Source organism: Nonomuraea sp. NPDC049607 (assembly GCF_040675375.1).
Lineage (GTDB): Bacteria > Actinomycetota > Actinomycetes > Streptosporangiales > Streptosporangiaceae > Nonomuraea.
The window spans coordinates 82,906-93,042 of record NZ_JBFAOV010000036.1; the positions used below are offsets into that span (position 1 = coordinate 82,906).

General features: G+C 73.6%; 13 protein-coding genes. 6 read left to right on the forward strand and 7 right to left on the reverse strand.

Annotated features, from left to right (window positions below; genetic code table 11):
- The first annotated feature begins 36 nt into the window (after nt 1-36).
- Complete coding sequence (locus AB0J97_RS42425) at nt 37-636, forward strand: XRE family transcriptional regulator (RefSeq protein WP_364100287.1); 600 nt, start codon at nt 37-39, stop codon at nt 634-636.
- Between the two features lie 15 nt (nt 637-651).
- Here the strand turns inward: AB0J97_RS42425 and AB0J97_RS42430 are convergent, their stop codons facing one another.
- Nucleotides 652-1,407 carry a ZIP family zinc transporter gene (locus tag AB0J97_RS42430; protein ID WP_364100290.1) on the reverse strand — a complete coding sequence of 252 codons (756 nt, stop codon included), beginning with the start codon at nt 1,405-1,407 and terminating at the stop codon, nt 652-654.
- Nucleotides 1,408-1,550: 143 nt separating this feature from the next.
- The gene (locus tag AB0J97_RS42435; protein WP_364100292.1) at nt 1,551-2,807 is read right to left on the reverse strand and encodes a cation:proton antiporter; all 1,257 of its coding nucleotides are present in this window, start codon (nt 2,805-2,807) and stop codon (nt 1,551-1,553) included.
- 188 nt (nt 2,808-2,995) lie between these two features.
- Here AB0J97_RS42435 and AB0J97_RS42440 point away from each other — a divergent pair, with 188 nt between their 5' ends.
- A complete protein-coding gene (locus AB0J97_RS42440; RefSeq protein ID WP_357705661.1) occupies nt 2,996-3,517 on the forward strand; it encodes a snapalysin family zinc-dependent metalloprotease in 522 nt (173 codons plus the stop codon).
- Nucleotides 3,518-3,599: 82 nt separating this feature from the next.
- Nucleotides 3,600-5,021, forward strand: coding sequence for a hypothetical protein (locus tag AB0J97_RS42445; RefSeq protein WP_364100296.1), 1,422 nt, complete (start codon nt 3,600-3,602; stop codon nt 5,019-5,021).
- 16 nt (nt 5,022-5,037) lie between these two features.
- Here AB0J97_RS42445 and AB0J97_RS42450 read toward each other — a convergent pair whose 3' ends face one another.
- Together AB0J97_RS42450 and AB0J97_RS42455 are read right to left on the reverse strand one after the other, a co-directional pair.
- Nucleotides 5,038-5,571 carry a GNAT family N-acetyltransferase gene (locus AB0J97_RS42450; protein WP_364100299.1) on the reverse strand — a complete coding sequence of 178 codons (534 nt, stop codon included), beginning with the start codon at nt 5,569-5,571 and terminating at the stop codon, nt 5,038-5,040.
- 53 nt (nt 5,572-5,624) lie between these two features.
- Nucleotides 5,625-6,227 carry a hypothetical protein gene (locus AB0J97_RS42455; RefSeq protein WP_364100302.1) on the reverse strand — a complete coding sequence of 201 codons (603 nt, stop codon included), beginning with the start codon at nt 6,225-6,227 and terminating at the stop codon, nt 5,625-5,627.
- A gap of 63 nt (nt 6,228-6,290) precedes the next feature.
- Here AB0J97_RS42455 and AB0J97_RS42460 point away from each other — a divergent pair, with 63 nt between their 5' ends.
- Nucleotides 6,291-6,887 carry a TetR/AcrR family transcriptional regulator gene (locus tag AB0J97_RS42460; protein WP_364100305.1) on the forward strand — a complete coding sequence of 199 codons (597 nt, stop codon included), beginning with the start codon at nt 6,291-6,293 and terminating at the stop codon, nt 6,885-6,887.
- A gap of 53 nt (nt 6,888-6,940) precedes the next feature.
- Nucleotides 6,941-7,432: a nitroreductase family deazaflavin-dependent oxidoreductase gene (locus AB0J97_RS42465; protein WP_364100308.1), complete on the forward strand. Its 492-nt coding sequence runs from the start codon at nt 6,941-6,943 to the stop codon at nt 7,430-7,432.
- 30 nt (nt 7,433-7,462) lie between these two features.
- Here AB0J97_RS42465 and pip read toward each other — a convergent pair whose 3' ends face one another.
- Entirely contained in the window at nt 7,463-8,425 is a 963-nt protein-coding gene (gene pip, locus AB0J97_RS42470; protein WP_364100311.1) for a prolyl aminopeptidase, read from the reverse strand.
- Between the two features lie 12 nt (nt 8,426-8,437).
- Nucleotides 8,438-8,887 carry an ATP-binding protein gene (locus AB0J97_RS42475; RefSeq protein ID WP_364100314.1) on the reverse strand — a complete coding sequence of 150 codons (450 nt, stop codon included), beginning with the start codon at nt 8,885-8,887 and terminating at the stop codon, nt 8,438-8,440.
- Between the two features lie 125 nt (nt 8,888-9,012).
- Between AB0J97_RS42475 and AB0J97_RS42480 the strand changes: the two genes are divergently transcribed.
- Nucleotides 9,013-9,864 carry an MEDS domain-containing protein gene (locus AB0J97_RS42480; protein WP_364100317.1) on the forward strand — a complete coding sequence of 284 codons (852 nt, stop codon included), beginning with the start codon at nt 9,013-9,015 and terminating at the stop codon, nt 9,862-9,864.
- A gap of 13 nt (nt 9,865-9,877) precedes the next feature.
- On the opposite strand, the gene AB0J97_RS42485 is transcribed toward AB0J97_RS42480, so the two are convergent.
- Nucleotides 9,878-10,137 (reverse strand): hypothetical protein (locus tag AB0J97_RS42485; RefSeq protein WP_364100320.1); only part of this gene is annotated, 260 nt, incomplete at its 5' end.

Genomic DNA, 10,137 nt, shown 5'->3' on the forward strand with positions numbered 1-10,137 from the left:
CATTGCACTGGTCTGCCTGCGAGGGAAGGTGAACAGATGGCCGAGCCGGCCCAAGCCCTGCGAACGGTCGCCCACAACGTCAAGGCCGCCCGCACCCGCGCGGGCCTGTCGCTGGAGGAGCTCGGCCGGCGCGCCCAGGTCAGCAAGGGCGCCCTGGTGGCGCTGGAGAGGGCGCAGGGCAACCCCAACCTGGCCACCCTGGTGCGGCTGGCCGACACCCTCGGCGTCCCGGTGTCGGCGCTGATGCAGGGGCCGCCCGAGGGTCGGCTGCGCATCGTGGCCGCCGACGACGTCACCCCTCTGTGGACCGGGCCGCGGGGCGGTCAGGCCACGCTCATGCTGACCACCGCGGGCCCGGTTCCGGTCGAGGTCTGGCGCTGGCGGCTGGAACCCGGCGAGGAGTACCCCAGCCAGCCCCACCAGGCCGGGGTCGTGGAGACCCTCAGCGTCGTGTCCGGGCGGATGACGCTGATCCTCGACGGCGTCGAGCACCCGGTCGAGGCGGGCCAGACCGCCACCTTCGACGGCGACGCCCCGCACGGCTACCGGGGCGCGGGCACCGGCGCCTGCTCCATGATCATGACGGTCCAGCTGCCTCCCGGCCCGTGGGCACTCGGATCGGCCGCCGCTCCCTGACCTGATGGGCGGCCGTCAGGCCGCCAGCCGCTCGATGGCGAACGCCGACAGGAAGCCGACGGTGGTGATCAGCCCGGTCAGGACGTGCGCCTGCTCGAACGCCTCCGGGATCATGGTGTCGGCCACCATGGCCAGGATGGCGCCGGCCGCGATCGCGGTGATGAGGGCGATGGCCTCGGGGGAGGCCGTCCGCAGGGTCAGGTAACCGACCAGGGCCGCCAGGCCGCTGACCACGGCGATGCCGCCCCAGACGCCGAACACGTACGCGGGGCCGCGCCCGGCCCGTCTCATGCCGGCGGCGCTGGACAGGCCCTCCGGGACGTTGGAGACGAACACCGCCGCCACGACGGCGAGGCCGATCTCGCCGCCGTGCAGCAGGGACAGCCCGAGCACCACCGACTCGGGGATGCCGTCGAGCAGCGCGCCGACGGCTATGGCGGCGCCGCTGCCCTGCGCGTCGGCCTCGCTGGGCTGCTGGTCGCCGGAGCGTTTGCGGTGCCGGGCTCCGTGCCGCGCCAGCATCGCGTTGGCCGCCACGTACGCGCAGGCCCCCGCGAGGAAGCCGACGGCCGTGGGCAGCAGGCCGCCCGACCGTTCGGCCTCGTCCAGCAGCTCGAAGGAGAGCGCCGAGATCAGCACCCCGGCGCCGAAGGCCATGATGGTGGCGATCATCCGCGCCGGGACCCGTACCAGCATCGCCACGGCCGCGCCCAGGACCAGCGCGGCCCCGGCGACCAGCCCCCATGTTCCCGCTTCCAGCCACTCAGGCATGTGCACCACCCGTCTCGCGCGCTCGTCCGCGCCCCAGGTTCTCTCGTCCAGGTCCCGTTCGCCACCCGTCCCGGGCGGGCGTCCGTCCTGCGGCAGGCGTATGGTGACGCGGCCTCGCGGCCCCCTCTCCGCGAGGCCGCGTCCTACCTCCGCGCGCGGGGCGTCACCCGCTCGCGGAGGGCGTCGAGGCGGGCCATGGCCGGGGTGGCGGTGATGCCGTGCAGGACGACCGAGAGCACCACGGTGAAGGCCGTCACCGCCCACAGCTCCTCGGGCGGCACGCCGAAGTCGGCGTGACCCAGCGCGTACGCCAGGTAGAACAGCGACCCCACCCCCCGGATCCCGAACAGGGAGATGACCCGGCGCTCCCGGGGCCCGGCCCGGCCGCGGATCTGGGCGAGCCGGCCCGACAGCGGGCGGATGACCAGGATCAGCAGCAGGCCGACGAGGGCGCCGCGCCAGGTGAGCGGGGCCAGGCCGCCGGTGGCGACGAAACCGCCGAGCAGGAGCAGCAGCCAGGAGGTGAAGAGCCGTTCGAGCTGCTCGACGAAGCCGTGCAGGACGTTGTTGTAGCCGTGGCCGTGCTCGACCCGGCGGATGGCGCAGGCGGCGACGAAGACGGCGATGAAGCCGTAACCGCCGGCCAGCTCGGTGACCCCGTAGGCGAGCAGGGTGGCGCCCAGGGCCACGAAGCCGTCGCGGCGCTCGGCCAGGCGCAGCTCCTCGGCGGGGGAGTGGAAGAACAGCCGGCCGAGCAGGCGGCCGATCAGCAGGCCGCAGACGACCCCGGCGACGATCCGGTAGAGCACGTCCGTCAGCGCCCACTCGCCCGTCCAGCCGAGTCCGCCGGCGGTGGCCAGGGCGATGGCGGCGTACACGATGGGGAAGGCCAGCCCGTCGTTCAGGCCCGCCTCCGAGGTGAGGGCGAAGCGCACCTCGTCGTCGGCGTTCTCGGCGTCGGCCGGCTCGCCCACGCTGACGTCGGAGGCGAGCACCGGATCGGTGGGCGCGAGCACGGCCCCGAGCAACAGCGCCGCGGCGACCGGCCAGCCCAGTACGCCGGTCGCCGCGGCCGTGACCCCGGCGACGGTCAGCGGCATCGCCCAGCCGAGCAGCCGCCAGGTCGTCGACCAGCTCCGTAACCCGATCCTCCGGTTGAGCGCCAGCCCCGCGCCCATGAGCGAGACCAGCACGCAGATCTCGGTGATGTGCTCGACGGCCGCCCGGTGGGCGACGGGGTCGGGCTCGGGCAGACCGATCGGCAGCAGGTACAGCCCCATGCCGCCGAGCAGGTAGAGCAGGGGAGGGGAGAAGGCCCGGCGGGCGAGCAGGCCGGGCAGGACGGCGGCGAGCAGCGCGGCGGCGCCGCCGAGGGCCAGGACGAGATCGGGGGTGGACATCCCGGCCCCACTGCCCTGCGCAACTCACGACAATCTTGTCTTTTGCGTCCAAACCGCTCAGTATCGCCCGCAACGGGAAGCTATTGCCGCCATTGTCATATGGCGGCAATATGCACTAATTGCTACTTTTCTAACCCCTGAATTCCTGCATACCGTGACATGGCCCCCCAACTCCATGAGGAGGATCCGTGTCAAGGTCTCTCCGTGCCGCGCTCTCCGTCGTCCTCACCCTCTCCTTCCTGCTGCTCACCTCCCCGGCCCAGGCCGCCGTGCTGGTCCGGGTCGTGCGGTACGACGCCTCCCGGTCGGCGGAGTTCGTCAACGTGGTGAACCAGGCGGCCCAGGTCTGGAACGCGAACGTGGTCAACGTCCGGCTCATGCAGGGCTCGCCCGCCAGCTTCGTGGTCCTGGCCGACGACGGCTGGCCCAGGACGCTGCCCACCAGCCTCGGCCGCGGCACCATCTGGATGGGCCGCCAGGCGGTCAACCAGGGCTACTTCCCGCTCCGGATCGCCACGCACGAGATCGGCCACATCCTCGGCCTGCCGGACCGCCGTACCGGGCTGTGCAGCGACCTGATGTCAGGCTCCAGCGCCCCCGTGAGCTGCACGAACGCCACCCCCAGCCCGGCCGAACGGGCCGAGGTGGACCGCAACTTCGCCGGCAGCGCCCCGGCGGTGGAGTTCGGCCGCGTGCACGAGGACCGCTGACCCCGCCCCGCCGTCCCGCCCCCGGTCCGGGTGGCGGGACGGCGTCGTTCCACGAGACACCCCCCGACGTGAGGATCAGCGCATGCCCCGATCGACAGCCGTCCTGTCAGTCCTCGCCGCCGTCGCCTCGGTCCTGACGGCCGGCGGATCGGCCGAGGCGGCGGCGGACGTCCCGTTACCCTCGGCGGTCTTCCGCGCCACGCACAACAGCTACTCGGGCAACATCGCCGGTGCCCGGAACTCGATCGCCTACCAGCTCGACCACGGCGTCCGCTTCGTCGAGCTCGACGTCCACGACAACGGGTACGCCACCGCCCGCGACTACTCCGTCGGCCACGACGCGCCCGGCGACGAGGTCGACCACGCGGGCAACCCGGCCACCAACCTGCTCGGCGACTGGCTCGCGGTGATCGGCGACTGGTCGGCGGCGCATCCCGCGGCCGCCCCCGTCGTCGTCGCCCTCGACCTCAAGGACGACCTGACCGACAACCCCTCCCACGCCGCCGGCAACCTGACCGCGCTGAACCAGAAGCTCGTCTCCGCCTTCGGGCCGCGGCTGCTCCGGGCCGAGGACTACCCGGCCGTCCCGCCGACCGTGGACGCGCTGCGCGGCCGCGTGCTCGCGGTGATCTCCGGCGACGGCGGGACCCGCACCCAGTACAAGCGCGACGTCGGCGCCAACCCGGCCGTCGCGGCCAACAACCGCGGCCAGGTCGTGGAGGTGCACGACTCCGGTTCCGGGGCGCTGTGGTACTGGACCGGCAGGTACGGCGCCGACGGCCGCGTGACCTGGCTGCGCCACGGCCGGTACGACACCGGCGTGACCCCCGCCGTCGCCCTCAACGACAACGGCGACCTGGTCGAGGTCCACCAGTCCCAGAACGCCGCCACGCTCTGGTACCACGTGGGACGCCTGGACGCCGACGGCGAGATCACCTGGTCCGCCAGCCGTCAGTACGACAATGGCGTCCTGCCCACGGTCCGTTTCACCGACGCCGGTGGGACCCGGCTCCGCGAGATCCACCGCAGCCAGAGCAACAACCAGAACTGGGAGTGGACCGGCACGCTGGACGCCGCCGCGTCGAGCGTCGCCTGGACCGGCAACGCCAGGACCTCCGACGCCCGCCACGACAAGACCACCTCGGCCGGCACGGCTCCCCGCGTGCACGTGTGGACCGGCGCCGACGGCCCGACCCCGTCCGGCACCCTGCGGGTGGACACCGACGCGTTCACCGGCGACCGCATCCGCCCCCAGCAGGTCGCCTTCACCGAGTTCCAGCAGGGGAACAGCGCGGAGCTGCGGCAGGACGCGCTGTTCTACGCGGCGCCCGCCGGGCAGTCGGCGTTCATCATCCAGGCGCGGCAGGCGGGACGGCTCGTGCGCGGCTGGGACTTCGACTCGGCCGGCCAGGCCACCGATCCGCCGGCGAACTACCCGGCGGCCAACCGTCCCTACGACGCCTGGTACCAGGACCTGCTCACGCGGGCGGGCGCCGTCGAATGACCGGCGGGCGGGCCTCCTACGACGCCGGGACCGGTTGATCGGCCGGACGGCGGCGGGTCAGCACGTGGGTGCTGCCGCCGTCGTCCTCGGCGATGTCGCGTACGTGCTCGAAGCCGATCCTGCGCAGCACGGCCAGCGAGGCGAGGTTGGCCGGCGCCACGGTGGCGTGCACCTCCGTCAGGTCGAGGGCGTCGAAGCCGTGGGTGACGATCGCCTCGGCCAGCTCCCGGCCCAGGCCCGCGCCCCACACCTCGGGGGTGAGCGCGTAGACGAGCTCGTGGCCCGCCACCGTGTCGGTCGCCTTGATCTCGGCGTGGCCGATCAGCGCGCCGTCCCGGCGTACGGCCCAGACGGCGAACAGGTCCTGGGCGTAGACCTTGCTGAAGATCCGGCCGAACAGCGCGCGGTCTTCGGCCTCGGTGGCGGTGCCGTCCCCCATCCAGCGCGTGACCTGCGGATTCTGGAACAGGGCGACGAAGGCTTCCTCGTCCTCGGGGACGTACGGCTCCAGCAGCAGCCGTTCGGTGCGCAGCGTCGGGGTCGTGGTCATGAACGGCGAAGCTACTCGACCGCCGCCCCTTCCCACGACTGGTTTTCCGCCGGTCACCGGGCCTCCAGTTCGGCTGCCCGGCGCAGGTCCTTCGGGCGGCCCAGGGCGCGGCGCATCCCGATCAGGTCGTCCCGCGAGACGTAGTGGACCTCCAGGCCGTCCGGGCCGGTCGCGGTCACCGCGCGGTCCAGGCACTCGCGGACCCGGAACCCTCCCCAGGGGAGCGCGGGGGTGCAGCAGTCGCCGCCGGCCCCGGGCGAGGTGAAGCGCACCTTCGGGCGCAGGAGGGAGTCCGGGTGCGCGGCCAGAGGGCGGCCCGTCTCGTCGCCGAGCCGGGCGCCGGCGGAGGCGAAGGCGGCGGCCAGGGCCGGGGCGTGGGCCGGGACGCCGTCCCAGAGCAGGTCGAGGTCGCCGGTCAGCTCGGCGGACCCGTGCATGATGCCGGCGACCTGCCCGATCACCACGGCCCGGACGCCGTGCCGGTGGAGGGCTTCCAGCAGCGGGAACGGGTCGAAGCCGAGGGCGCCGTCGGTGCCGATCGTGCCGGCGTCGTCGTCGGCGTCCTCGTGGCCCACGCCGGTGGCCCCCCGCTCCAGGGCCAGTTCGCGGGTACGTCGTGCGGCGGCGCGGAGGCGGTCCAGGGGTTCGTCGATCATCCGGACATGCAACACCGGCGACCGCCCCTGGCGCACGCGAATTTCCGGTGCTAACTTGGCCGTATGACCAACTTGGCCGATCGGCCAAATTCCCCGCGCGGCGACCGCCGTCGCGAGCAGTTGGTGGAGACCGGGATCCTGTTGCTGGGGGAGCACGGATGGCCCGGCGTCACCACGCGGGCCGTGGCCGAGCGGGCCGGCACCAACCCCGGCCTGATCCACTACCACTTCGGCGGGCTGCCCGGCCTGCACGAGGCGATCTTCCGCCGCGCCACGGACCTCGTCGTCGGCCCGCTGGTCACCGAGCTGCTGAACGCCGAGGACGAACGCGCCGCGCTGACCCTGATGCGCGGCCTGCCGGCTCAGGCGGCGGGCGACGAGCCGACGCCCCGCCTGGCTGCCGAGCTGATCGTGGGCGCCACCCGCGACCCCGCCCTGGGCGCGGTGCTGCGCGACGAGCTCCGCCGGGGCCGCGCCAGGATCGCCGCCCGCCTCGGACGCCTGCGTCCCGCCTGGACGGCCGCCCGCCTGGACGGCGTCGCCACGCTCGTCACGGCCGCGATCGACGGGCTGATGCTGCACCGCTTGATCGACCCCGGCCTCCCGGTCGGCGAGGCGCTGACGGCGGTGGAGGACCTGCTGGAGGCGGACGGCCCGTAAGTAGGCCGGTCCGGTGCGCGGAGCATTCCGACCCACTACGGAAGGCCCGAACCATGGAGATCGTCAGGAGACCCGACCCGCCGGCCGGGCTGAGCCGCCGGCTGTGGCGGCTGCCCATCCTGCTGTACCGCCTCGGCCTCGGGCCGCTGCTGGGCCGCCGCGTCATGCTGCTCACCCACACCGGACGCGTCTCGCGCCTGCCCCGCCGGGCCGTCGTCGAGGTCGTCCAGCACGACGAGCGCGGCTACGTGGCCGCCTCCGGCTTCGGTCCCAGGGCCGACTGGTACCGCAACGTCAAGGCCACCCCGCAGGTGACCATCCAGGTGGGTGGCCACCGCTCACGGGCCACGGCCGTGCCGCTGGAACCGGGCGAGGGCGCCGCCATCATGGCCCGGTACGCCCCGCGCCACCCGTCCGCCGCCCGCCGGCTCTGCAAGATCATGGGCTTCGCCGTCGACGGCAGCGTGGACGACTACCGCGAGGTCGGCCGCCGCATCCCGTTCATCCGGTTCGTTCCCGCCGAGGGGCGATCCCTGGCTCCCTGACCGGCCGGAACGGCTCCTCGGCGGTCGCGATCAGGCGGGGGCGGCGGCGAAGCCGTCCAGGGCCTTGAGGATCTCGTCGCGGAAGGTGCCGCTCCCGGTGTGCCCGGAGTCCTCCACGATCACCAGACGGGCGCCGGGCCACGCCCGGGCCAGGTCCCAGGCGTACTCCAAGGGCGCGCCGAGGTCGAAGCGGCCGTGGATGAGGACGCCGGGGATGCCCGCCAGCCGGTGCGCCTCCCGCAGCAGCACACCCTCCTCCAGCCAGGCGCCGTTGGAGAAGTAGTGGGAGCAGACGCGGACGAGCGCCGCCAGGCTGTCCGGCGGCCGGTCGCTGTAGGCGTTGGGCTTGCCGTTCGTCTCCAGCGAGATGACCGTGTCCTCCCACGCCGTCCAGTCGTGGGCGGCCTTGGCGCGGACCGCCGGATCGGGGTCGGCCATCAGCCCGGCATAGGCGGTCAGCACCTCGCCCAGGCTGCCCCGGTGGGCCTCGGGCACCCCCTCGCGGAAGCGCTGCCGCTGCTCGGGGAAGAAGCGGCCGACGCCGTCGTACAGCCAGTCGATCTCCGAACGGCGGGTCGTGGTGACCCCCGCGAGGACGATCTCCGAGACCCGCTCGGGGTGGGCCTCGGCGTAGGCCAGGATCAGCGTGGAGCCCCACGAGCCGCCGTACAGCAGCCAGCGGTCCACGCCCAGGTGCTCGCGCAACCGTTCCATGTCGGCCACCAGGTGGTGGGTCGTGTTCGCCGACAGGTCGGCGGCCGGGTCGGCGGCGTGCGGCCGGCTGCGCCCGCAGTTGCGCTGGTCGAACAGGATCACGCGGTACCGGTCCGGGTCGAAGCCGCGCCGCTGGCCCGGGGTGCAGTTCGAGCCGGGGCCGCCGTGGACGACCAGCGCGGGCTTGCCCTCGGGGTTGCCGCACGCCTCCCAGTAGACGAGGTGACCGTCACCGACGTCGAGCAGACCATGATCATAAGGTTCGATGGCGGGATACATCCGGCCACCGTACTAGGGGTGTGTGGTCTCCTCGTCCGTGTTCGCGGGGGCGCGGCTCATGAACAGCTCCAGTCGTGAACGGCCGTCCGGATGGTCGAGCGTGACCCGGTCGCACACGCGCTGCATCATCCACAGGCCCATGCCGCGCTGCGGCGGCCACGGCGGGACGCGGTTGAGGTGGGCGTCCGTCAGGGTGCCGCTCTCGTCCACGACGTGCACCGTCACGCCGTCGGGGTCGTTGCGGGCGCTCACCATGCCGGGCGCCCGGGCGTGCTCCAGGACGTTGCTGGCCGCCTCGCTGACCGCCAGGACCAGCCCTTCCACCCGCTGCCCGTCGAGCCCCGCCTCCAGCGCGAAGGCGCTGATCAGGCCACGCAGCAGAGCCAGGTTCGTACCGATCGGCACGTGCAGTCCGAACGACTCGCCCATGGTCACCGCCTGATTCGCCCCGTGGCCGCTCATCCCTCTCAGTGAGCAAATCCTAAGCACCTTGATACGACATTCGGCCGCAAAATCCTCGAAAGCCCTCCGGCGGACGTGCCGCGCCTGCCTAGGATGAAGGGCAACCGGGCATGGGAGGCAGCACGATGGCGATTCTGCCGCCAGTGCACACGGGCGACCACCTCGGAGCGCGCTTCGGCTCCGACGACGCCTTCCTGTCGGCCGCCGCCGAGTTCGCGCACGTCGGCGTCACGGGAGGGGCCCAGGTGATGATCTTCCCCTCGCCCCGGCTGCGCGGCTCGCTCGGCGACCGGCTCGGCGCGTCCCCGCCGCTGCGGCGCGCGCTCCACGAGGGGCACCTGCACGTCATGGACACCGTCCAGGCGCGACACGCCGGCGGCGGGTTCGACGCCGGCCGCCTGCACGCCGCCTACCGGGACGCCGCCCTGGCCGCGACCGCCGCCGGCTACCCGGGCCTGTGGGTGGCCGTGGACATGGCGTGGGCATGCCCCGTGGACCGTGCGGACGCCGTGGACGCGGTGGACATCGACGCGCTCGTCGCGTTCGAGGCCGCCGCCAACACCCTGTTCACCCTGGGGACGCTGACCGCCCTGTGCGCGTACGACACCCGCGTCTTCACCTCCGGGCACGTCTTCCGCGCCTGCCAGGCGCATCCGGCGATCGCCGAGGCGGCCCGCTTCGGCCACCGCGCCACCGCCGACGGCGACGGGCTGGCCTTCTCCGGCGAGGCCGACCGGTCCAACGCCCTGGCCTGGAACGCGCTGCTGTCCTCGTTCGACCCCGGCCACCACGTCGTGGACATCAGCGCCATGTCCTTCCTCGGCGTCCGGGCGCTGGCCGACCTGGCCGACCTGGCCGCCGCCGACCGTTCCCGGCCGCTCACCATCCGCGCCACCTCCAGCCAGGTCACCCGGCTGTCGCTGCTCAGGATCGACCGGCTCGCCGCCATCGAGGTCCTTCCCGCCCGGACGCCCTGACGTTCGGGGCGGGCTACCGGCCGGTCTCGTGCGGCGAAGGCGGGCCGGAAGGCGGGGCGGAAGGCGGGGCGGAAGGCGGGGCGGAAGGCGGGGCGGAAGGCGGGGCGGAAGGCGGGGCGCCGGAGGGGAACAGGATCGCGCTGAGCAGGTAGGGGGCGCGGCCGGGGGCCGGGGTGTTGCCCAGGCGGCCGCCCAGGACCGCCAGCAGGTCGGTCAGCATCGCGGCGAGCTCGTCGGGGCTGAGCCACAGCGTGCCCTGCCGGTAGGAGACCG

Bases quoted from the DNA above. Each gene is read 5' to 3' on its own strand.
- AB0J97_RS42475 (WP_364100314.1), bottom strand. From the start codon at position 8,887: ATGAGCGGCCACGGGGCGAATCAGGCGGTGACCATGGGCGAGTCGTTC.
- pip (WP_364100311.1), bottom strand. From the start codon at position 8,425: ATGTATCCCGCCATCGAACCTTATGATCATGGTCTGCTCGACGTCGGT.
- AB0J97_RS42435 (WP_364100292.1), bottom strand. From the start codon at position 2,807: ATGTCCACCCCCGATCTCGTCCTGGCCCTCGGCGGCGCCGCCGCGCTG.
- AB0J97_RS42430 (WP_364100290.1), bottom strand. From the start codon at position 1,407: ATGCCTGAGTGGCTGGAAGCGGGAACATGGGGGCTGGTCGCCGGGGCC.
- AB0J97_RS42445 (WP_364100296.1), top strand. From the start codon at position 3,600: ATGCCCCGATCGACAGCCGTCCTGTCAGTCCTCGCCGCCGTCGCCTCG.
- AB0J97_RS42460 (WP_364100305.1), top strand. From the start codon at position 6,291: ATGACCAACTTGGCCGATCGGCCAAATTCCCCGCGCGGCGACCGCCGT.
- AB0J97_RS42425 (WP_364100287.1), top strand. From the start codon at position 37: ATGGCCGAGCCGGCCCAAGCCCTGCGAACGGTCGCCCACAACGTCAAG.
- AB0J97_RS42480 (WP_364100317.1), top strand. From the start codon at position 9,013: ATGGCGATTCTGCCGCCAGTGCACACGGGCGACCACCTCGGAGCGCGC.
- AB0J97_RS42450 (WP_364100299.1), bottom strand. From the start codon at position 5,571: ATGACCACGACCCCGACGCTGCGCACCGAACGGCTGCTGCTGGAGCCG.
- AB0J97_RS42455 (WP_364100302.1), bottom strand. From the start codon at position 6,227: ATGATCGACGAACCCCTGGACCGCCTCCGCGCCGCCGCACGACGTACC.
- AB0J97_RS42465 (WP_364100308.1), top strand. From the start codon at position 6,941: ATGGAGATCGTCAGGAGACCCGACCCGCCGGCCGGGCTGAGCCGCCGG.